The organism is Pseudomonas sp. GW821-FHT02H09, assembly GCF_059421425.1.
In genome coordinates this window covers 47,901-69,624 of sequence record NZ_JBWKVA010000005.1, presented here as the reverse complement: position 1 = coordinate 69,624, position 21,724 = coordinate 47,901, and the positions used below count along the sequence as shown (strand labels likewise).

Genomic DNA, 21,724 nt, shown 5'->3' with positions numbered 1-21,724 from the left:
ATACCGAGTTTTTTTATTCCCGAACAATATCTTTTATTCACTTTCATATTCCATTTTATTCATACAGACGTCGACCGCTCTACACCGCAACCTACAGGGACCGCACCAGCCGTTCGAGCGCGCTTTTCAGGGTGACCAATTGCGTAGCAGATCCGCCGCTGATAATTCGCCCTACCTGTTGCTCGATCAACGGCAACGGCGCGAGGCTTTCCGGCAGATTGAGATGCTCCGGCAAAATTTCGTCGCCACTGCTGACCAGCAGCGCAAAGTGAATGACGTTCTCCAGCTCACGGGTATTGCCCGGCCAGCTGTGTTGTTCCAGCAGCTGCTGCGCCGCTTCGCTGATCAACGGTACCGGCAGGTCCAGGCGCTGGCTGTAGATGCCAAGGAAATACTCGGCCAGCGACAGGATATCGCCGACCCGTTCGCGCAACGCCGGCAGCTCCAGCTGGCCTTCGCTGAGGTAGTGATAAAGCCGCTCGTGGAATTTCCCGGCACTCACCGCCTGAGCCAGGTCGATGCTCGTGGCCGCCACCAGCCGCACATCCACCGGGCTCGGCTGCTGGGAACCAACGCGGGTGACTTCATGATTCTCCAGCGCCGCGAGCAACTTGTTCTGGATCGGCAACGGCAGGTCGCCGATTTCGTCCAGGTACAAGGTGCCGCCATTGGCGGAACCGAACCAGCCGGCCCGACTGCTGGCCGACCCTGTGTAACTGCCGGCGGCATAGCCGAACAACTCGGCATCGGCGTACGTCGGGCTGATCGCCCCGCAGTTGACCGAGACGAACAGACCACCTCGGTCGCTGGCACGGTGGATATGTCGCGCCAGCAGTTCTTTACCGGTGCCGGTTTCACCACGGATCAGCACAGAGATCGAACGTGGTGCCAATTGCTCCAGTTCCTGGCGCAGCTGCCGCGAACGCGGGTCGACAAATACCAACGCCTTGGCGCGAATGCTCAGCGGACTTTTTTCCGCGTCGGGAAAGGTCAGCAACGGCTGACCGAAGGTTTCATGCAGGCTCATGGCAGACTCCCGCCCAAATCCGCCGGCAGGCGGGGGCGTAAAAAAATAAACGATTCAAGCGCGACGCAGGGAATGCTGTTCCATGCGATTTTGCAGACGGTAGAGGTAGGCGAAGCCCTGCTCCCAGCGTTGGTGGCCGGACTTCACATTGATGTGGCCGGCACCCGCCAGAATTCCGGCTTCGGCGCCCCAGTTACGGGCCAGCTCAAGGGCACGGGCGGCACTCACGGCGCTGTCGTTGTCCGAGCTGACGATTTGGCTGGGGAACGGCAACAGGTGCGTCGGGATTGGTGCAAAGTTGCGCAAGGCCGGCACGCAGGCAGGGCGTTCGACATCGGCTGGCGCGACCAGCAAGGCCCCGCGGACCTGACGTAAAAAGCTCACTGGCGCCTGTGCAGCCCAATGAGCAACGGTGATGCAACCCAGGCTGTGGGCGATCAGGATCACCGGCGTACTATCAGCAGCAATCGCCTCGGCCAACGCCGCGACCCAATCTTCGCGACGCGGTGTCAGCCAGTCGGCCTGCTCCACGCGCGCGCTGTTTGGCAAACTGTTCTGCCAATGGCTTTGCCAATGGTCTTCTGGCGATCCTTGCCAGCCCGGCACGATCAGATAGCGAATTGATTCGTTGCGCATCGGGAGCCCTCCGGCTACGTGTCTGTTCGTGGCCGATTATAGGGACCGGAGCTATATCTTCTAAGGAATAAGAAGCTATTTGTTAAGACCTTAAAGGAATATAAACAAGTCTAATGTGCAAGCGTGACTTGCCCGCCAAGAGGCCCTCGAGGACAACTCATCAAGCCTGGGCGGTTCGTACCTTTTCCCCCACCACTTCTTCTTTACGAGCAAACCGGTTCGCCCGCCCAAACGTGCCGAAATCATTAGAGCGCACGCCCATTTCGACCATCACTTTATGCGCCACCGGCGCGGTCATCTGGCGCAGGTAGAACGGTTCTTTCACTACAAAATGATGGATGCCGTGGGTACTGCCGAAGTTGAAACAAAACGCCTGCAACGGCCACATCCACCACGGGTTGAGGATCTGCGTCTGCTGGATCACATTGCCCGGTTCCACGTCGCCGTAGTAGTGCATGTTCGAGCTGACAAAGTGCAGGCAGAAGGTACGCAACACGTTCGGACCGATGATCACCACCGCCGCGATATCGATCACCCGCATCACCGACAACGTGTTCACCGACCATTCGACAAGTGCGCCGAGCAGACTGGTGAGGTAGAGCGTCGCCGAGCCGATCATTCCGGCCAGCGCAAAGGCCAGAATACCCGCGCCAAGGGCGTCCTGATGATTAAGAATCGGGTAGCGTTTACGCAATTCTGTGCCGCGGGCCAGCACCACTTCACGAATATGCGCTGATCGTTGCTGTGCATTCAGGTGCGTGGGACTTGCAGAAGTACCATACATGCTTCCATCCTCTGGTTATTGATGTTCGCATCCTGCCCTGCTCACCTGCGCAGGGCTGTAGCCGTGAACGCCAACCTGTTGACCGGAAGCGCCAATCATCATGATTGAACCCACGTCCCTCGCCAGCTGGACCCGCGCCCTGCGCAAGCAACTCGACGCCCTTGGCCTCGACAGCGACGCACTGTGCCGCGAAGCCGGCCTCGACCCACAATTGATGGACGACCCGAACGCCCGTTATCCGCTATCTGCCACCACGCGTCTGTGGGAAGTGGCGGTCAAGGCCAGCGGCGATCCGGCAATTGGCCTTCGGGTCTCACGCTTCGTCAGCCCGACCACGTTTCACGCCCTGGGTTATGCGCTGGTGGCCAGCGGCAGCCTGCGGGAAGTCTTCGAGCGGATCGTGCGTTACCACCAGGTGGTCAGCGATGCGCTGGAGCTGGAGTTGAACCAGGTTGGCGAGCGCTATTGTTTTCATTTGAGGGTCCCTGAGGGCAGCCCGAGACCGGCGTTCGAGGCCATCGACGCCTTCGCAGCGATCTATGTCCGTACCTGCCGCAGCCGCCTGGGCCGGGATTACGCACCGTTAGCAGTGTATCTGCGTCGACCGGAACCGGCGGACCCGAAGCATTGGCATGCGGTGTTCCGTGCGCCGATTTTTTTCGCCGCCGACGAGGACCGGTTGGAGTTTGCCGTCAGCGATTTCGACAGTCATCTGGATGACGCCAACCCGGAGCTGGCCGAGCACAACGAAACGATGCTCAAACACACCCTGGTGCAACTGCAACCGCTGACTTGGGAACGCAAGGTCCGCTCGGCCATTGAAGCGCAATTGCCGGAAGGCGAACCTTCTGCCGAACACATCGCCCAGACCTTGCACCTGAGCCTGCGCAGCCTGCAACGGCATCTGGCCGATGAGGGCTGTCGTTTTGATACCTTGCTCAACGAGTGTAGGGAGAACCTGGCGCTGCTGCACCTGCGCGACCCGCAGTGCTCATTGAGCGAGATCAGTTACCTGCTGGGCTTCGCCGACACCAGTAGCTTCAGCCGCGCCTTCAAACGCTGGACCGGGATGACACCGGGGCAGTTTCGGGATGGGTTGCGATAAAGCACCAACGACAATCCCGTAGTAGCTGGCGCAGCCTGCGTTCGACTCGGTCCGCGCTCGGGCGCAGCAGTCGTAAAACCAGACAACGCGGTGCTTCAAACAGATCTGAGCGTCTGAATTACGAGGCCTGCGGCCTCGAACGCAGCCTTCGGCAGCTGCTACGGGTTTGCACTACGCCCACGTCTGAGCAACTTACGCACCCGCGCCACCAGCTCGGCCACCGAAAACGGCTTGAGCAAGTAATCATCATCGTGCAATTCAAGATCCCGCAGCCGATCCTCAATCCCGTCTCTGGTGGTCAGAAACAGCACCGGCGTTGCACCGCGCCGACGAATCTGTTGCAGCAATTGCCAGGCATTGAGCCCGGGCAACATGACGTCCAGGACGATCAGGTCATACTCAGGCTGCTCGTCGATAAAGCGTCGCCCCTGCATCCCGTCAACCGCCACATCCACCGCAAAACTTGCCTCGCTCAGGCCTTGAGCCAGGAGCTTCGCGACCTCAGGCTCGTCGTCCACTAACAGCAAACGCATGGCACACCTCGATTAATCATCTGTACAGGCTAGGCGCCTTGGCGGTCATTGCCCATCACTAACGGTTATTTCGGATGAGCCGACTCAATCATCCCTGCGCCGCAGCACGTAATCTCTCCAGGTCGACAACTTCGATCTCGCCATAACTCAGATTGAGAATACCCTGACCTTGCAGCTCCTTGAGGATCTGATTGGTGGTCTGCCGGGAGAGCGAGAGCATTAACGCCAACTGCTCCTGGGGCAATTGCAGGACCCGTCGCGAGTGCTCGGTCTCACCGTAACCTTCGGCGATCAGCAGCAAGCGATGAGCCACGCGTACAGCCGCCGGCATCAGGCTCAGCTGTTCGAGGTTGATGAACGTCAGGCGTAGCTTGTGGCTCATCAACAGTGCCAAATGCCGCCAGTATTGCGGGTGTTCTTCCAGCAGCTCGAGCAACGCGGCCTGAGACACATGCAACAGGACGCACAAGCCAACACCATAAGCGTCGTGGGTTCGCGGCTGGCCATCGAACAGGCAGATTTCACCGAACCAGTGCGGCGGTTCGACCAGGCTCAGCAGTGCCTCCTTGCCCTGCTCATTCACTGCGCCAATGCGCACCGCACCTTCAAGCACCGCGTACAATCCACAGGGTGGATCGCCACGCTTGAACAGCCGTTGCCCCGGCGCCAGACGCCGCACCCTGGCGATCGCCAGCAGACTATCCTGGAACAAGGCAGGCAAATGGTTGAACCACTGACCGCTCAACAAACGCGGACGCCAGGCCTGTATATCCATGAGAACTCCAAGATGATTGTCGCCTGGCTGACAGAGCGAAGACTGAGCGCAGGGCATGATCGAACTCCCTACAGGAGGAAACAACAATGAAAAGCCTCGTTGACCATCTCAGTCAATACGCCGCCTACCACCGCGACCCGCGCAATATCGCCAGCCACTTTATCGGCATTCCGCTGATTGTGGTCGCCGTTGCGGTGTTGCTGTCACGGCCGCAATGGCCGGTGGCCGGGCTCTGGGTGTCTCCAGCGGTGCTGCTGGCATTGGCCTCGGCGTGGTTTTATGTACGCCTGGAAGTACGCTTTGGGGTAGTAATGACCGCCCTGCTTGGCCTGTCAGTTTGGCTAGGTCATATTCTCGCGCAGGACAGCACATGGGTCTGGCTCGGCAGCGCAATCGGCATGTTTGTGGTCGGCTGGGCGATTCAGTTTGTCGGCCATCACTACGAAGGGCGCAAACCGGCGTTTGTCGATGACGTATCGGGATTGATCGTCGGGCCGCTATTTGTCGTGGCCGAATTGGCGTTCATGCTGGGGTTTCGGCATGACCTCAATGAACAGATCGAAGCGCGGGCCGGGGTCGTACGAATCAATCCGAAACGCGCTGCGGCGTAAGACGCCATCGCGGGCAAGCCTCGCTCCTACAAGTCCGTGGAATGATCGTTCCCACGCTCCCGCGTGGGAATGCCTCACTGGACGCTCTGCGTCCGCTCTTGTGACGCAGGGCGTCACGGGCTGCATTACCACGCAGAGCGTGGAAACGATCTGATGACCTTTTTAGAGGTTGGCGACCTTCTGCCAGACCTTCGGTTTGAAGAACAATGTCTCGCCGCGCGCCAGACCAATCAGGCTGTCGTGGTCTTTCACCACTTCAGCTTCGATCAGCTCGCTTTGACCTTCAACTTTCAAGGTCACCCGGGTAGTCGCCCCCAGCGGGCGGATGTCGCGCACTTCAGCGGCGTGGTGGTCTTGCAGCTCATGGCGCGACAGCGATACTTCGTGGGGGCGGAACAATACGTGGTTGTCCTCGCCAATGTGCAGGCGGTTGGAGTCGCCGAGGAAGTGATAAACAAAATCGCTGGCCGGGTTTTCGTAGACGTCGCCCGGTGAGCCAATCTGCTCGATCACGCCTTTGTTCATCACCACGATGCGGTCGGCGACTTCCATCGCCTCTTCCTGGTCGTGGGTCACGAACACCGAGGTCAGGTTGATGTCTTCGTGCAACCGCGCCAGCCAGCGGCGCAGTTCTTTACGGACCTTGGCATCCAGCGCACCGAAGGGTTCGTCCAGCAGCAGGACTTTCGGCTCCACCGCCAAGGCGCGAGCCAGGGCGATACGTTGACGCTGACCGCCGGAGAGCTGTTCCGGGTAGCGATCGGAGAGCCAGTCCAGTTGAACCATGTTCAGCAGTTCGTGGACTTTGACCGCGATCTGGCTTTCGGTCGGGCGCTGGTTCTTCGGCTTCATGCGCAAACCGAACGCCACGTTGTCGAACACCGTCATGTGACGGAACAAGGCGTAGTGCTGGAACACGAACCCGACGTTGCGATCACGCACATCGTGGCCGGAGACGTCTTCGCCGTGGAAGACGATGTTGCCTTCATCCGGGGTTTCGAGGCCGGCGATGATCCGCAGCAAGGTGGTCTTGCCGCAGCCGGACGGGCCCAGCAGCGCTACCAGTTCACCGCTCTGGATGTCCAGATTGATGCTGTTCAGGGCCTTGAAGGCGTGGAAGTTCTTGCTGACATTACGGACTTCGATCGACATGATTTATTCCTCCGCCGCACTGGCGCGCAGGCGGTTAATACGGTTCTCGCTCCACTGCTTGAGCAGCAGGATGAAGAGCGCCAGGATCAGCAACAGGCTCGCAACGGCAAACGCGGCGACGTGGTTGTATTCGTTATAGAGAATCTCGACATGCAGCGGCAGGGTGTTGGTTACCCCGCGTATGTGCCCGGAAACCACCGAGACCGCCCCGAACTCACCCATCGCCCGCGCAGTGCAGAGCACCACGCCGTAAATCAGCCCCCACTTGATGTTCGGCACCGTTACGTGCCAGAACATCTGCCAGCCGTTGGCGCCCAGCAACCGCGCGGCTTCTTCTTCCTGAGTACCCTGCTCCTGCATCAGCGGGATCAGCTCCCGGGCCACGAACGGTACGGTGACGAAGATGGTCGCCAGGACGATGCCCGGCAAGGCGAAGACAATCTGGATGTCGTGGTCCTGTAGCCACGGGCCAAAGATTCCCTGGGCGCCGAACATCAGCACATAGACCAGACCTGCGATCACCGGCGAGACCGAGAACGGCAAATCGATCAGGGTCACCAGCATGCTCTTGCCGCGAAACGAGTATTTACTGACGCACCAGGCGGCGCTGACGCCGAACACCAGGTTGAGCGGCACTGAAATCAGCACGGCGATCACCGTCAGTCTCAGGGCCGATAGTGCATCCGGCTCGAAGATCGCGGTGAAGAATGCACCCAGGCCAAGTTTCAAGCCTTGGGACACCACGATAAACAGCGGCAGCAGCAGGAACAGGGCAAAAATCAGCCAGCCGAGGCTGATCAGAATCCGCCGGGAAACAGCACTGCCACGACGGGCAGCGTTGGCCGTGGAAGCGCTGGCAAGCGTTGAACTGGACATATTCCGGGCCTCCTTATGGGGTTTCGATGCGCCGCTGCAACAAGTTGATCAGCAGCAACAGGACGAAGGAAACCACCAGCATCAGCACACCGATGGAGGTGGCGCCGGTGTAGTCGTATTGGTCGAGCTTGACCATGATCAGCAGCGGCAGGATCTCGGTTTTCATCGGCATGTTGCCAGCAATGAAGATCACCGATCCGTATTCGCCGACGCCCCGGGCAAAGGCCAGGGCGAAACCGGTCAGCCATGCAGGCAACAAGGCCGGCACGAGGATGTAGCGAAACACCTGCAACGGCTTGGCACCCAGGCAGGCGGCGGCTTCTTCGACTTCACGGGGAATGTCGGCCAGAACCGGCTGCACCGTACGCACCACAAACGGCAGGGTGACGAAGGTCAGCGCCAGCGTGATGCCGAGCGGTGTGTAGGCGATCTTGAAACCCAGGTCGGCAGCGAACTGGCCCACCAGCCCGGTCGGCGTGTACAGCGCAGTCAGCGCTATACCGGCCACGGCCGTCGGCAGCGCGAACGGCAGATCGATCATCGCGTCGATGATCTTGCGGCCGGGAAAGGTGTAACGCACCAGTACCCAGGCCAGCAACGTGCCGATGATGCCGTTGATAATCGCGGCATACAGCGCGGTACCGAAACTGAGCTTCAACGCCGCCAGCACCCGTGGTGCCGAGATGATTGCCCAGAACTGATCCCAGGTGAGTTGAGCGGCATGCACGAACATCGCCGCCAGGGGGATGAGCACAATCAGGCTGAGGTACACCAAGGTGTACCCCAGCGTCAGCCCGAAGCCGGGTATGACGGGGGAGATACGACGCGACATAAAAGTCCTTGGTTGACTGAACGGACACGCAAAGCCCGCAAACGAATGCGGGCTCTGTAGGAGCAGCCGGTCGACGCTCGATTGCTCGCGATGGTCGTTAACGATGATGCGTTTTTACTGGGTAAACGCGGCGCTCTTGAGTCCATCGCGAGCAAGCTCGCTCCTACAATTTTTCCTTACTGAGCCGTGTAGATCTGGTCGAACACACCGCCGTCATTGAAGAATTTCGGTTGGGCAGTCTTCCAGCCGCCAAAGTCCTTGTCGATAGTCACCAGATCCAGTTTCGGGAACTGTTTGGCGTACCTGGCGGCCACGTCCTTGTCACGCGGACGATAGAAGTTTTTCGCCGCAATTTCTTGACCGGCCGGGCTGTACAGGTGTTTCAGGTAGGCTTCGGCGATCTGCTCGTTGCCCTTTTTCCCGGCGTTCTTGTCGACGACGGCAACAGGCGGCTCAGCGAGGATCGACAGCGAAGGTACGACGATGTCGAACTTGTCAGCGCCACCCTCTTCTTTCAGCGCCAGGAACGCTTCGTTTTCCCAGGCCAGCAACACATCGCCCTGACCGTTGTTGACGAAGGTGATGGTTGAGCCACGAGCGCCAGTGTCCAGCACCGGAACGTGTTTGAAGAGTTCTTTGACGTATTCCTGAGCCTTGGCTTCGCTACCGCCGGCTTTCAGGCCATAGGCCCAGGCGGCAAGGAAGTTCCAGCGTGCGCCGCCGGAGGTTTTCGGGTTGGGCGTGATCACTTCAACGCCATTTTTGGTCAGATCGCCCCAGTCCTTGATCCCTTTAGGGTTGCCCTTGCGCACCAGGAACACGATGGTCGAGGTGTAAGGCGTGCTGGCATCCGGCAGGCGTTTTTGCCAATCGGCCGGCAGGGTCTTGCCGAGCTTGGCGATTTCGTCGATATCACCGGCCAGGGCCAGGGTTACCACGTCAGCACGCAGACCATCGATCACCGCCCGGCCTTGTTTGCCCGAGCCACCGTGGGATTGCTGGATTTTGACGTTGTCACCGGCGTGATCTTTCTTCCAGAAGCTGACGAACTCAGCGTTGTAATCCTGATACAGCTCACGGGTCGGGTCATACGACACGTTGAGCAACTCATAATCCTTGGCAACCGCGGAACCAGCAAAAACGGCACTGGCCAGAGCGGCCAGGGCGTAACGGCGAATCGACGACATAGTGAAAGCTCCTGAAATTCTTGGGGTGCTGGCTTTTCTTATGGATTCTGGAATCGGGCCGCGTTCGGATGATCTTTTGACGTTGTTAATCGCTTCAGCCCGGTTTGTTACCAGGGTTCTGCAAACGGAATTTTTCTTTGCGTTCGATCTGTACCACTTGAGCGTTGTGCACGGTGATTTCCACCGCACCGAAGCGCAGATCGCGCAATGCGCTTTGAATCTCGCGCAAAATGGCTGCTTCGTCCTGGCCGTCAACGCTACGTAGAGATGCGCTCATGGTGCTGCTCCTTGAATGAGATGTGCCCTGCAGTGGCGGCACTGCTTACGGCGTGAGAGCAATAGTAGACAGGCGGTTATATTCTTAAAAATACTATTTAAGAATGTTTATATAACCAAAATAAATTAGCCGAAGGGGCGCGGGTTTGCGGGGGGATTGGGGGGCAAGATTAAAAGTTGATCGTTCCCACGCTCCTGCGTGGGAATGCATCCAGTGACGCTCTGCGTCACATCAACGGCGGACGCAGAGCGTCCCGGGCGGCATTCCCACGCGGAGCATGGGAACGATCAACTGCCCCTTCAGCCAGCGTCATTACCGAATCACCGGCGCCTTCGCCCAGTCGAGCTCCTGAGCTGGCACCGGCCGCCCAAACCAGTAGCCCTGGCCAAGATCACAGGCATGATCGAGCAGAAATCCCGCCTGCTCTATCTGTTCGATGCCTTCGGCGTGCACTTGCATGCCCATGCTTTGCGCAAGGGCGATAATCACCCGAACGATGGCCGCATCGTCGTCATCCCAAGGCAATCCGGCGACAAAGCCCTGATCGATCTTGAGTTTGTGCACCGGCAACCGTTTAAGCCGCAACAGCGATGAATAGCCGGTGCCGAAATCATCGATCGCCAGGCGCAACCCCAATTCGCGCAGCCGGTGCATTTGCTCCAGCGCCACTTCCGGATCGTCCATCACCGCGCTTTCGGTGACTTCCAGCTCCAGAAATGCCGGATCCAGGCCCGTGTCGTGCAACACCTGGGCAACCTGCTGATACAGCTCGCGACGGGCAAACAGGCGACTGGAGACATTTACCGCGACGAACGACAACGCCACTCCTGCCTTCAACCATTGGCACATTTGCTGACAGGCTTGCTGCATAACCCAGGCGTCGATCTCGGCAATCAATCCGGTGCGTTCGGCAATCGGAATGAACTCACCCGGCGCCACCAGCCCACGCTCCGGGTGCTCCCAGCGCACCAGGGCCTCGACGCCAATCAATCGACTGGACTGCAAGTCATGCACCGGCTGGTAGTAAACCCGCAGTTCCTGCTGCTCGAGTGCGCGGCGCAACTGGCCGGCGATCTCCACCCGGTGCTGGGCATGGGCGGTGAGTTCTTCGGTGTACAAGGCATAGCCTTCACGCCCGCAACTTTTGGCCTTGAACAGCGCCGAATCCGCATTACGCAGCAATTGTCCGGCACTCAACGCATCGCTGGGGAACAGGCTGATGCCGATGCTGGCGCTGATGAAGAGTTGGTGCCCGCTGAATCCGAACGGTTCTTTCAGACCGTCAATGATCCGCTGGGCCAACGCTGCTGCCTGCATCAATTGCGGGCAACTTTCGGCCAGCACGGCAAACTCGTCGCCGCCCAGCCGCGCCAGGGTAATCCCGGGGCCGAACATGCCTTGCAGGCGCTCGGCCACGGCCTTGAGCAATTGATCGCCGACGTTGTGGCCGAGACTATCGTTGATGATCTTGAAGTGATCCAGATCGATCAACAACAAGGCGCAACCGCGCTTGTGGATCTGCGCCGAGGCCAGTGCCTGTTCGGCCCGGTCGGTAAACAGCAAACGGTTGGGCAGGTCGGTCAGCGGATCATGGTGCGCCAGGTGGGCCAGCTCATGCTCGGAGTCCTTGGTCGCGCTGATGTCAGAGAACACCGCGACGTAATGGCTGAGCCCACCGTGATCATCGCGAATGGCCCGGATGGTCTGCCATTGCGGGTAAATATCACCGTTTTTTCGCCGGTTCCAGATCTCGCCGCTCCATTCGCCGGTGCTTTTCAGTGACTCGAACATCGCCTCATAGAACGTCGGCGGATGATGGCCGGACTTGAACATGCTCGGCTGGTGGCCAAGCACTTCTGCAGTTTGATAGCCGGTAATTTCCATGAACGCACGGTTCACATGGACGATCAGCCCCTGACGGTCACTGACCAGCACCCCCTCGCGAGTGCAATCGAACACCGCCGCTGCCTGACGCAAACGCTCGCGGTCCTCACTGCGGTGGCGCAACGTTGCGTCAATACCGAGAAAACGCAGCAATCGTGCGCGGGCAATGAAGATCAGTCCGGCACTGAACACTGCCCATACATAGCCGTTGATCAGTTGCCCACGGGCCAGATCGGTCGACTCATCGAAGAAGTTGTTCAATAAATAACCACTGAACTGCAGCCAGAGAACAGACAGCAGTAGATAGAGCAGCGCCGCACGCAGAGCGGCGCGATAAGAAGCTGACATAAGGCAGTCAATATCCCTACAAAAGGCTAGGGATTATAGCGGAAGAAACATTCCCCCACTCTTATCTGAAAGGGTGACTGGTTTTATCTGTACGCTGAGGGATAATGCGCTCGCTGTTTTTTATTTTATCGAGGGCCATACAGCCTATGTGGTACAACGGTTTTCTCGACTTGTCGCCTTGGCAACTGGTGGCAGTCACCCTGTTGATGACCCACGTGACCATTGTCGGCGTCACGGTCTATCTGCACCGCTATTCAGCCCATCGCTCTCTGGAGCTCAATGCTGGCCTGAAACACTTCTTCCGCTTCTGGCTGTGGCTGACCACGGCGCAGAACACCCGCGAGTGGACTGCGATCCACCGCAAGCACCACGCCAAATGCGAAACCGTCGATGACCCGCACAGCCCGGTGATCAAAGGTCTCTCCACCGTTTTGCGCAAGGGCGCCGAGCTGTATCGCGCTGAAGCCGAAAACCCCGAGACGCTGCGCATCTATGGCAAGAACTGCCCGGACGACTGGATCGAACGCAACCTCTACACCCGCTACCCGCTGCTGGGCGTGGCGATCATGGGCGTCATCGACCTGCTGCTGTTCGGCACCATCGGCATCACCGTCTGGGCGATCCAGATGATGTGGATTCCGGTCTGGGCCGCCGGCGTCATCAACGGTCTGGGCCACGCCGTCGGCTACCGTAACTTCGAATGTCGCGACGCGGCGACCAATCTGGTGCCCTGGGGCATCCTGGTCGGTGGCGAAGAACTGCACAACAACCATCACACCTACCCTAACTCCGCCAAACTGTCAGTGAAGAAATGGGAGTTCGACCTCGGCTGGGCCTGGATCCAGGTCTTCAGTTTCCTGCGTCTGGCCAAGGTTCAGCGGGTCGCGCCGATCGCCCACCGGGTCGAAGGTAAAGGCCATCTGGACATGGACACTGCCATGGCGATCCTCAACAATCGCTTCCAGATCATGGCCCAGTACCGCAAATTGGTCATCGCACCGCTGGTCAAACAAGAACTGGAAAAGGTCGATCACTCGGTCCGTCACCAGTTCCACCGGGCCAAACGTCTGCTCTCGCGAGAAACCAGCCTGCTGGATGACAAGCACCACCTGCGCATTCAGACCATGCTCGAACACAGCCAGGCGCTGAAGGTAATTTACGAGAAACGCCTCGCCTTGCAACAGATCTGGGTCAAGACCAGTTCCAATGGTCATGACATGCTGGCTGCGATCAAGGAGTGGGTTCACGAAGCCGAAGCCAGCGGGATTCAATCGCTGCGCGACTTCGCCCACCAGTTGAAAACCTACTCGTTGCGCCCCGCCTCCGCCTGACACCGTTGATCGGTGCGCCCCGTTTGCGGGCGCACCCTGCGGAACCTGGCTGCCCCCTACATCAAGGAATAATTCGCCATCCAAAGTGGCCGTGCAGTCTTGCGCCCCGGCGATCTGTTCAGGCGCATTGGCGGTGAGGAGTTCGCGGTGAGTTTCGCCCGGCTCGTCCTACAGGTTCTGCGTCGCTGCCGCAGACTGCGATCTTTTAGCCTTTGCGTAGCCGCATAAGTTCCGGTAGCCCAATCTTGAGCAAGCGTGCAGTCTTGCTTTTGGCAATATTCTCAAGACCCTCTGAAGGCCTCAGGCGGGCCAGTTGTGCCGAGATATTCATTACCAGCGCTTCGCGCGAATACACCCCGCCACCGAGCTGGTAGACCGCCGCGATCAGCTCGCGCAGCTCCAGCGGTAAACGCCAGCGCGTGCGCAGTGCCGATCCGTAGGCGGCGCCGAACGCTTCGAGCGCGTCGCCGATCTGTTCTTGATCATCCAGCTCGCCGCCAGCCTGCTTCCATTCTTGCAAGCACCGCAGCAACGCCAGATCACCCAGGCGATGCAGCATGCCGGCGCAATAGCAGCGCTCCTGATCCAGGTCCAGCAAGCGCGCGAGCGTACGACCGTATTGCGCCGTGTGCAGCGACAGCTCCCAATAACGCTCGGCGTAATCGACCAGCGCGGGGTCACTGAGGCGGGCACTGCGCTTGAGCGCCAGGCCGAGAATCAGGTTCATGCTTTGTCCTGTGCCCAGCCTGTGCAACGCCTGGGACAGGGTCTGCACAGAGTCGCCATGATGCTGCGCAGCACTATTGGCAGCGGCGATCAGCACCGCAGTAATTTGCGGATCAGTGCGGACTTCCTCTTCCAGTCGTTTCAGGTCCAGCCCGTCCGGGTTGAGACTGCGTTTGATCGCCAACTGCACGTCGGCCAGCAATGGCGCGCCATCAGACACTTCACGTCGGTGCTCAAGAAAAACCGACAAGCTCATGCCAGGCGCCAACGCCGCAGGCTCACACGAGACTGACTGACCTGCGCTCAGCAGCAGATCCTGCAGACGCTGGCTCAGGCTTTCCATGTTCAAGGGCTTGGTCAAATAAGCCGTAGGCGCCAACGGCAAGACCTCACGCACGCTGGCGCTGTCATTGCGGCTGCTCATGAGGATAAACGGCAGCACTGGGTTACGCCGACGCTGACGCACGCTACGCAGCAAGCCAAGGCCATCGACGCCCGACAACTCCCAATCGGCGATCACCAGGTCATAAGGGTTTTCGCTCAAAAGCTCCAGCGCCTTTTGCCCGTCAGCACACACATCCAGCCTGGCGTCGCAGCGCACGTTCAACAACACCTGTTTGAGCAGGTCACGAGACCAAGGGTCCGCCTCGGCAATCAACACTCGTGGTACAGCAGGTAAATCAACCGCAGTCATCTGCACGCTCCAAAGGCAATGCTCGCACCTTAGCCAAGGCGGGCACTTCGATACAGCGCAAAAACCGGGGTGCGCCGACAAACCCATAAAAAAACCCGCCGAAGCGGGTTTTTTGTCGATCAGATCACAGACTGCAATCAGAGCTCAGAGAAGCACTCTTCAATGATTGCCAGACCTTTGTCCAGTTGCTCGTCCGGCGAAGTCAGAGGCACCAGTACGCGCAACACGTTGCCGTAAGTACCGCACGACAGCAGGATCAGCCCCTTGTCGCGTGCCTTGGCCACAACCTGAGCCACAGCAGCGGCGTTCGGCTTGTGGCTGTCGCCGTTTTCGAACAGCTCGACCGCGATCATCGCGCCCAGTGCACGCACTTCGCCGATGACCGGGTATTTGGCCTGAATGGCCTTCAGGCCAGTCACCAGACGCTCGCCGACCGCTTTGCAACGATCCAGCAGGTGCTCTTCTTCGAACACTTCCATCACGGCCAAAGCCGCAGCGCAAGCAATCGGGCTACCCGCGTAGGTGCCGCCCAGGCCGCCTGGAGCGATGGCATCCATGTACTCAGCCTTGCCGCAAACACCGGCCAACGGGAAGCCGCCAGCGATGGATTTGGCGAAGGTGGTCAGGTCGGCAGCGACGCCCATCTGTTCCATGGCGAAGAAAGTGCCGGTACGGCCTGCGCCGGTTTGCACTTCGTCAGCGATCAACAGAATGCCGTGCTGGTCGCACAGGGCACGCAGACGGGCCATGAACGCCTTCGGCGCGACGTAGAAACCGCCTTCGCCCTGGACTGGCTCGATGATGATCGCAGCGATGTCACGAGGCTCGGCGTCGTTCTTGAAGATGCGCTCGATGCTGGCGATCGAATCGTCGATGCTCACGCCATGCAGTTCGTTCGGGTACAGCGCGCGGAAGATGCCGCCTGGCATCAGACCCATGCCGGCCGAGTAAGGCACGACTTTACCGGTCAGGCCCAGGGTCATCATGGTGCGACCGTGGTAAGCGCCGGTGAAGGCAATCACGCCAGCACGGCCAGTAGCGGCACGAGCGATTTTCACAGCGTTTTCGACAGCTTCGGAACCGGTGGTGACCAGCAGGGTTTTCTTGGCGAAGTCACCCGGAACCTTGGCGTTAATCTTTTCGCACAGTTCCACGTACGGCTCGTAGGCCAGAACCTGAAAGCAGGTGTGAGTCAGCTTGTTCAGCTGCGCGGTCACGGCTGCGATAACTTTCGGGTGCAGGTGACCGGTATTGAGTACCGCGATGCCGCCCGCGAAGTCGATGAACTCACGACCTTCAACGTCGGTCACGGTGGCGTTCTTCGCCGACTCGGCGAAGATCGGGTGAATCTGGCCAACACCGCGTGGTACAGCGGCTTCACGGCGTTTCATCAGGGAAGCGTTCGTCTTGCTCATAATGTCCTCATTCGCCGCTCATCGGTCGGCGTGGTCCAAGGAATACGTGACGGGGAGGCAACTACGGCAGCATGCGATGATCGACTGCCACAGCGTTCCCGGCCACAGAGAAAAATCGTTTGAAACCAGAAAGGGACAGCGCTCTCGTGCCCCTCTCCGCTCAACGCTTTGCCGGGGTTAGATGCCCAGGCAGAGGTATTTGATTTCCAGGTAATCTTCGATGCCGTACTTGGAGCCTTCACGGCCCAGGCCCGAGGCCTTGATGCCGCCGAACGGCGCGACTTCGTTGGAGATCAACCCGGTGTTGACGCCGACCATGCCGTATTCCAGGGCTTCAGCCACACGGAACACACGACCCAGGTCACGAGCATAGAAATACGAGGCCAGACCGAACTCGGTGTCGTTGGACATCGCGATCACTTCGGCTTCGTCTTTGAAGCGGAACAGTGGCGCCAATGGACCGAAGGTTTCTTCCTTCGCCACAGCGGCACTTTTCGGCACGTTAGTCAGGATGGTCGGTTCAAAGAAGTTACCTTCCATGACCTTGCCACCGGCCAGCAGGGTCGCGCCTTTGCTGAGGGCGTCAGCAATGTGCTCCTGAACCTTGGCCACGGCTTTTTCGTCGATCAGGGGACCGGTGGTGGTGCCGTCTTCCAGACCGTTACCGATTTTCAGCTTGGCCACAGCCACTTTCAGCTTTTCGGCGAACGCGTCGTAGACCGAATCCTGAATGTACAGACGGTTAGCGCAGACGCAGGTCTGGCCATTGTTGCGGTACTTGGAAATGATCGCGCCTTCGACTGCCTTATCCAGATCGGCATCGTCGAACACGATGAACGGCGCGTTGCCGCCCAGTTCCAGGGAAACTTTCTTGATGTCCTTGGCGCATTCAGCCATCAGCTGACGACCGATTTCGGTCGAGCCGGTGAAGGACAGTTTGCGTACGATCGGGTTGCTGGTCAGCTCGCCGCCGATATCGCCAGCGCTGCCGGTGACCACGCTCAGCACGCCTTTCGGGATACCGGCACGGTGTGCCAGCTCAACCAGCGCCAGAGCGGAGAACGGGGTTTGCGAAGCAGGTTTGATCACCATGGTGCAACCGGCGGCCAGAGCCGGGCCGGCTTTACGGGTGATCATCGCGGCCGGGAAGTTCCACGGGGTGATCGCGGCGGTGACACCAATCGGCTGCTTGATCACGATCAGGCGCTTGTCCGGCTGGTGGCCAGGAATCACGTCACCGTAAATGCGCTTGGCTTCTTCGGCGAACCACTCGATGAACGACGCGGCGTAAACGATTTCGCCTTTGGCTTCGGCCAATGGCTTGCCTTGCTCGAGGGTCATCAGGCGACCGAGGTCGTCCTGGTTTTCAATCAACAGTTCGAACCAGCGACGCAGCTTGTTCGCACGCTCTTTGGCGGTCAGTGCACGCCAGGCCGGCAGCGCTTTGTCAGCAGCTTCGATGGCACGACGGGTTTCGGCAGCACCCATTTTCGGCACCGTACCCAGAATTTCGCCCGTTGCCGGGTTGTTAACCTTGATCGTCTGACCATTGTCCGCATCGACCCAAGCGCCATCGATATAGGCTTGCTGGCGGAACAACTGGGTGTCTTTGAGCTGCATGTGGGCTTTTCCTTAACAGCACCGCGCGGAGCGGAGCGAATTATTGATTGTAGAAAGGCGCCTCAAGGGCTGCCGTCAGGAAATTCATTCACCGGGCCGAAGCACATAAATAGCGCACATAATGAAACTCGCGCGGTTCAGCACCCAGACAAGAGCGTTTGAAATCTCAAACGAATCCTAGGATCAAAGGGGGTAAAGGACAATAGGTTGTTCGAAAAAAAGAACGAAAACGCCGCTTTTGCTGAAATTTTCTGATCAACGTAGCAAACGGCCGTATAGCGGCCCAGAAAAATCAGGCGATTCAGCGGCATGGACGCCCGCGATGCATATGAGTATCATGGCGCCCGCACTGCACCAGTAGCTCAGCTGGATAGAGTACTGCCCTCCGAAGGCAGGGGTCGTGGGTTCGAATCCCGCCTGGTGCACCATCTTCTTTCCCTTGCATGACAAGGGGATAGCGCTCCTGAAAGAAACCTGTCCTGGTCCTGAAAGTCGTTTTTGCCAGAATTTTTCCACACGTGAACGTGGCGGGAATGGTCGAAATGGCAACAATCAGGAATCGCGGCGAGTATCAGTGGGAAGCGCAAATCCGCCGCAAGGGCTATCCAGTCCGACGCCAAACCTTCGAAACCAGAACCGACACCCAAGCCTGCGCGCGCATGATCGAAAGCGAAATCGACCGCTATGCGTCGTGGTGAGATTTTTGAACTGCACTGGAAAAATGTGAGCCTGGATCGCAGATCCGGAGCGCAAAGCCCTGAGGAATATTTCCCTCCAGTCTTTGAATAGTGCCAGCCGTGTAGAAGCCCCACCAAACTGTGTTTGGTGGGGCTTTATTTTACAGGGCCATATCAGCTGCGGGATTACTCTCGTGCTGAGGTTTCGCCTGAGCTGGAGCAAGGTTTTGTGGAGCACCCGCCTGATCGATCACGGGTGGGGGATTAAGTTGGAGGACTTGACTGGTATACGCCCACTCTTGATGAACGCGATCGGCGCTATCGTTGAGCTTGGTACCGTAACTCGGAATGATCTGATGCAGCTTCTCCTGCCAGGCAGGGGTGGCGACCTTGTCCTTGAACACGCTCTCAAGCACGTTCAGCATGATCGGAACCGCGGTAGACGCGCCTGGCGATGCACCCAGCAAACCTGCAATGCTGCCGTCCTGGGAGCTGACAACCTGGGTTCCCAGTTTCAGTACGCCGCCCTTTTCCTCATCGCGCTTGATGATCTGGACACGCTGGCCTGCTTGCCACAGACGCCAGTCTTCCTTCTTGGCGTTGGGGAAGTATTCCTTCAGGGCATTGAAGCGGTCATCATCCGACAGCATGAGCTGGCCGGCCAGGTATTCAACCAATGGATATTGCTCGATGCCGACCTTGGTCATAGGCCAGATGTTGTGTGCGGTCGTGCTCGTCAGCAGATCGAAGTAGGAGCCTTCTTTCAGGAACTTCGTGGAGAAGGTCGCGAAAGGGCCAAACAGGATCACGCGCTTGCCATCCAGCACGCGGGTATCCAGGTGCGGGACCGACATGGGCGGTGCGCCAACGGAAGCCTTGCCATAAGCCTTGGCCATATGCTGTTCAGCGATCGCCGGGTTATCGGTCACCAGGAAGGAGCCGCCTACCGGGAAGCCTGCATATTCCTTGGCTTCAGGAATGCCCGACTTCTGCAGCAGATGCAGTGCACCGCCGCCCGCGCCAATAAACACGAACTTGGCGTCAGTTTGGGTTTCAGAGCCGTCTTTCAGGTTCTTGTAGGAAACACGCCAGGAACCGTCTTTATTGCGCGTGATGTCTTGCACTTCACTCGAAAGCTTCAGGTTGAAGTTAGGCTTGGTTTGCAGATACCCGACGAACTGGCGTGTGATCTCGCCGAAATTGACATCCGTACCGATTGGGGTCCAGGTAGCCGCGACCTTTTGCTTCGGGTCACGTCCCTCCATCATCAGCGGAACCCATTTCTTGATTTGTTCCGGGTCTTCGGAATACTGCATGCCCCCGAACAGCGGACTGGTCTGGAGAGCGTCGTAGCGCTTCTTCAAGAACTGGATATTGTCATCGCCCCACAAGAAGCTCATGTGCGGCGTGGAGTTGATGAAGGAATGGGGATTCTTCAGGACGTTGTTATTGACTTGCCATGCCCAGAATTGACGCGTGATCTGGAAGAACTCATTGATTTCAATGGCCTTGGAGATATCGACCTTGCCATTCTTGTCTTCTGGCGTGTAGTTCAACTCAGCCAGGGCAGAATGGCCGGTACCGGCATTGTTCCAGCCGTTCGAGCTTTCCTGGGCGACGCCATCGAGGCGTTCAACCATTTCCATTGACCAGCCGGGTTCGAGTTCATTGAGCCCAACCCCCAGGGTCGAACTCATGATGCCGCCGCCAATGAGTAGCACATCCACTTTTTTTGCCTCGGCCGCGTGAGCGGGCACGAGCGTCATCGACATCGCAAGGCCCAGCAGAGCCGTGTTCATTTTTTTCAACATACGGTGATCCCTAAGATAGAACGCCATCCGCCCGCAATCCTTAATCATGAGGTGTCCTGGCTCACGGCATGCAATGCCATATGCCATAGACTCCCGCACTCAGAAGGAATAGAGGGTGGATACAAGGCCGACAGGACACTATCGACCTCACTTTCATGTCCCTCCTGCGCTGACTTCTTGTTGATTATTGGCTCAGCTACTTAGGTGACATTGATTCTGTTGGTACGTCATTGGACGCAGGAAAGATAGATCCGACCCGCTCACTAAAACCGCGCCCGTCGGCTTCTACGGGAAGCCTTCGAGGTTTGGCCACCGCGCATGGACACGTACGATGGGGTCTTTCGTGCCAGTTCGTGTTACCTGATTGCGGCCTGTGGCCGCACCGGCATAGTACCATGAGCTATATAGCATTAGCCGCATGATCGCCAAGCAGCCCTGTCCTGAACAAGGTTTACACCTTCTGACTGATCTTCAGCAGAGGCGGGGCTTTTTCGCAGGCAGGTCACTCGCATTTTCGGTCCTGTCGACCTGCTCAGACTCAACAGTCTCCTCATCCTGCGCTTGCACCGGATGCACTACCTTACGGCTTGCAGCAATGGCTCTGCGTATGTCCTCGCCCATTGTCGGGCAGTTTTTCAGTTTGGAGATGCCGTCAAATCGTTGCGTCATGGCTCACCTCCAACGCGCCGAAAAATGATCCCTCAGCGCCGATAACGCCGCACCACGCTGCTGTTGCTCAGCACATGGTCTTTGATCTTCTCCATCAACTGGGCGCGGGTCAGGCCGGCGGGCAAGGCGTCCGGGGCCAGGTCCAGGGCGTAGAGCTGGATGATGTAGTGGTGAGCGCTGTCGCCGACGGGTGGGCAGGGGCCGACGTAAGTGGTGGTGTTTTTGCTGTTGGTTCCGCCAACCCCCTCGAGGGCAGATTTTGCGCCGACACCAGGCGCAATACGGTGAGTGGTGGCCTTGATCCCGTAATGTACCCAGTGATCGACACCCTGGCCTTTCTGGCCGTCCGGGTCGTACATGACGAAGGCATAGCTGAGGGTGCCTTCAGGGCCTGCATTCCAGCTCAGGGCCGGGGAAGCGTTTTGTCCACCGCAGCCTCTGGCGTCACTGGCGGCTGAGTGGGTGAACAGGCGGTTGTCCGATACACCGGGAATGCTGAGGGTGAAGCGTTCCTGGGCTTGCGCGGGCAGTTGCAGGCAGAGGGCAGCTGCAACGGCCGCAAACCAAGGGTTGAGAGCAAATCGGGTCATACCAAAGCACCTTACGCTGATGGGGCCGTCGTCGGCCTGACGACTATATCTGGACTGTTCGTAAGGTGGCAGTGGAGATGATGTTCTCTGAGTGCACAAAGCAGCCGCTGCCAGTGAATGAGGGCTGGCGGCCGGCGCCATATGACCCAGCCATGCTTTCCTAC

21 protein-coding genes, 1 tRNA gene and 1 pseudogene are annotated in these 21,724 nt (G+C 58.6%); 6 read left to right on the top strand and 17 right to left on the bottom strand.

Annotation, left to right across the window (positions count from 1 at the left end):
* Positions 1-91: 91 nt before the first annotated feature.
* The 3 genes from AC07VR_RS08145 to AC07VR_RS08135 all read right to left on the bottom strand — a co-directional run bounded on the left by AC07VR_RS08145 (position 92) and on the right by AC07VR_RS08135 (position 2,447).
* Positions 92-1,027, bottom strand: coding sequence for a sigma 54-interacting transcriptional regulator (locus AC07VR_RS08145; RefSeq protein ID WP_495010962.1), 936 nt, complete (start codon positions 1,025-1,027; stop codon positions 92-94).
* Positions 1,028-1,081: 54 nt separating this feature from the next.
* Positions 1,082-1,663: an alpha/beta hydrolase gene (locus tag AC07VR_RS08140; protein WP_494994456.1), complete on the bottom strand. Its 582-nt coding sequence runs from the start codon at positions 1,661-1,663 to the stop codon at positions 1,082-1,084.
* A gap of 160 nt (positions 1,664-1,823) precedes the next feature.
* Positions 1,824-2,447 carry a hypothetical protein gene (locus AC07VR_RS08135; RefSeq protein WP_495010961.1) on the bottom strand — a complete coding sequence of 208 codons (624 nt, stop codon included), beginning with the start codon at positions 2,445-2,447 and terminating at the stop codon, positions 1,824-1,826.
* A gap of 100 nt (positions 2,448-2,547) precedes the next feature.
* On the opposite strand from AC07VR_RS08135, the gene AC07VR_RS08130 reads away from it, so the two are divergent.
* Positions 2,548-3,552 (top strand): AraC family transcriptional regulator, encoded by a 1,005-nt coding sequence (locus tag AC07VR_RS08130; protein ID WP_494994458.1) that lies wholly within the window; start codon positions 2,548-2,550, stop codon positions 3,550-3,552.
* Positions 3,553-3,710: 158 nt separating this feature from the next.
* On the opposite strand, the gene AC07VR_RS08125 is transcribed toward AC07VR_RS08130, so the two are convergent.
* Positions 3,711-4,085, bottom strand: coding sequence for a response regulator transcription factor (locus tag AC07VR_RS08125; RefSeq protein ID WP_494994459.1), 375 nt, complete (start codon positions 4,083-4,085; stop codon positions 3,711-3,713).
* 88 nt (positions 4,086-4,173) lie between these two features.
* Positions 4,174-4,860 carry a Crp/Fnr family transcriptional regulator gene (locus AC07VR_RS08120; protein ID WP_495010960.1) on the bottom strand — a complete coding sequence of 229 codons (687 nt, stop codon included), beginning with the start codon at positions 4,858-4,860 and terminating at the stop codon, positions 4,174-4,176.
* Positions 4,861-4,946: 86 nt separating this feature from the next.
* Here AC07VR_RS08120 and AC07VR_RS08115 point away from each other — a divergent pair, with 86 nt between their 5' ends.
* Entirely contained in the window at positions 4,947-5,471 is a 525-nt protein-coding gene (locus AC07VR_RS08115; protein WP_495010959.1) for an Mpo1 family 2-hydroxy fatty acid dioxygenase, read from the top strand.
* A gap of 162 nt (positions 5,472-5,633) precedes the next feature.
* Here the strand turns inward: AC07VR_RS08115 and AC07VR_RS08110 are convergent, their stop codons facing one another.
* The 6 genes from AC07VR_RS08110 to dibA all read right to left on the bottom strand — a co-directional run bounded on the left by AC07VR_RS08110 (position 5,634) and on the right by dibA (position 12,027).
* Positions 5,634-6,623 carry a sulfate/molybdate ABC transporter ATP-binding protein gene (locus tag AC07VR_RS08110; protein WP_494994462.1) on the bottom strand — a complete coding sequence of 330 codons (990 nt, stop codon included), beginning with the start codon at positions 6,621-6,623 and terminating at the stop codon, positions 5,634-5,636.
* Between the two features lie 3 nt (positions 6,624-6,626).
* Positions 6,627-7,499: a sulfate ABC transporter permease subunit CysW gene (gene cysW / locus AC07VR_RS08105; protein ID WP_495010958.1), complete on the bottom strand. Its 873-nt coding sequence runs from the start codon at positions 7,497-7,499 to the stop codon at positions 6,627-6,629.
* A 13-nt stretch (positions 7,500-7,512) separates the two neighbouring features.
* Positions 7,513-8,331, bottom strand: a complete 819-nt coding sequence (gene cysT, locus AC07VR_RS08100) for a sulfate ABC transporter permease subunit CysT (protein ID WP_483840858.1) — start codon at positions 8,329-8,331, stop codon at positions 7,513-7,515.
* A gap of 176 nt (positions 8,332-8,507) precedes the next feature.
* A complete protein-coding gene (locus AC07VR_RS08095; RefSeq protein ID WP_495010957.1) occupies positions 8,508-9,518 on the bottom strand; it encodes a sulfate ABC transporter substrate-binding protein in 1,011 nt (336 codons plus the stop codon).
* 94 nt (positions 9,519-9,612) lie between these two features.
* A complete protein-coding gene (oscA, locus tag AC07VR_RS08090) occupies positions 9,613-9,795 on the bottom strand; it encodes a sulfur starvation response protein OscA (protein WP_099229308.1) in 183 nt (60 codons plus the stop codon).
* 312 nt (positions 9,796-10,107) lie between these two features.
* Positions 10,108-12,027: a phosphodiesterase DibA gene (dibA, locus tag AC07VR_RS08085; RefSeq protein WP_495010956.1), complete on the bottom strand. Its 1,920-nt coding sequence runs from the start codon at positions 12,025-12,027 to the stop codon at positions 10,108-10,110.
* A gap of 146 nt (positions 12,028-12,173) precedes the next feature.
* Between dibA and desA the strand changes: the two genes are divergently transcribed.
* Both desA and AC07VR_RS08075 read left to right on the top strand, forming a co-directional pair.
* Positions 12,174-13,358 (top strand): delta-9 fatty acid desaturase DesA, encoded by a 1,185-nt coding sequence (gene desA / locus AC07VR_RS08080; RefSeq protein ID WP_494994466.1) that lies wholly within the window; start codon positions 12,174-12,176, stop codon positions 13,356-13,358.
* A gap of 84 nt (positions 13,359-13,442) precedes the next feature.
* Positions 13,443-13,553: pseudogene (locus AC07VR_RS08075) on the top strand (diguanylate cyclase); the annotation flags it as partial.
* A 10-nt stretch (positions 13,554-13,563) separates the two neighbouring features.
* On the opposite strand, the gene AC07VR_RS08070 reads toward AC07VR_RS08075, so the two are convergent.
* The 3 genes from AC07VR_RS08070 to gabD all read right to left on the bottom strand — a co-directional run bounded on the left by AC07VR_RS08070 (position 13,564) and on the right by gabD (position 17,813).
* Positions 13,564-14,778 carry an HDOD domain-containing protein gene (locus tag AC07VR_RS08070; RefSeq protein ID WP_495010955.1) on the bottom strand — a complete coding sequence of 405 codons (1,215 nt, stop codon included), beginning with the start codon at positions 14,776-14,778 and terminating at the stop codon, positions 13,564-13,566.
* Between the two features lie 137 nt (positions 14,779-14,915).
* Positions 14,916-16,193: a 4-aminobutyrate--2-oxoglutarate transaminase gene (gene gabT, locus AC07VR_RS08065; RefSeq protein WP_494994468.1), complete on the bottom strand. Its 1,278-nt coding sequence runs from the start codon at positions 16,191-16,193 to the stop codon at positions 14,916-14,918.
* Positions 16,194-16,370: 177 nt separating this feature from the next.
* A complete protein-coding gene (gene gabD, locus AC07VR_RS08060) occupies positions 16,371-17,813 on the bottom strand; it encodes an NADP-dependent succinate-semialdehyde dehydrogenase (protein ID WP_495010954.1) in 1,443 nt (480 codons plus the stop codon).
* 351 nt (positions 17,814-18,164) lie between these two features.
* Between gabD and AC07VR_RS08055 the strand changes: the two genes are divergently transcribed.
* Both AC07VR_RS08055 and AC07VR_RS08050 read left to right on the top strand, forming a co-directional pair.
* Positions 18,165-18,241, top strand: a tRNA-Arg gene (locus AC07VR_RS08055).
* A gap of 114 nt (positions 18,242-18,355) precedes the next feature.
* Positions 18,356-18,511 carry a hypothetical protein gene (locus AC07VR_RS08050; RefSeq protein WP_495010953.1) on the top strand — a complete coding sequence of 52 codons (156 nt, stop codon included), beginning with the start codon at positions 18,356-18,358 and terminating at the stop codon, positions 18,509-18,511.
* Between the two features lie 140 nt (positions 18,512-18,651).
* Here AC07VR_RS08050 and mqo read toward each other — a convergent pair whose 3' ends face one another.
* The 3 genes from mqo to AC07VR_RS08035 form a co-directional block, all read right to left on the bottom strand.
* Positions 18,652-20,301: a malate dehydrogenase (quinone) gene (gene mqo, locus AC07VR_RS08045; RefSeq protein WP_495010952.1), complete on the bottom strand. Its 1,650-nt coding sequence runs from the start codon at positions 20,299-20,301 to the stop codon at positions 18,652-18,654.
* Between the two features lie 471 nt (positions 20,302-20,772).
* Positions 20,773-20,970, bottom strand: a complete 198-nt coding sequence (locus AC07VR_RS08040) for a hypothetical protein (protein WP_495010951.1) — start codon at positions 20,968-20,970, stop codon at positions 20,773-20,775.
* Positions 20,971-21,002: 32 nt separating this feature from the next.
* Positions 21,003-21,560 carry a YbhB/YbcL family Raf kinase inhibitor-like protein gene (locus AC07VR_RS08035; protein ID WP_495010950.1) on the bottom strand — a complete coding sequence of 186 codons (558 nt, stop codon included), beginning with the start codon at positions 21,558-21,560 and terminating at the stop codon, positions 21,003-21,005.
* Positions 21,561-21,724: the final 164 nt, after the last annotated feature.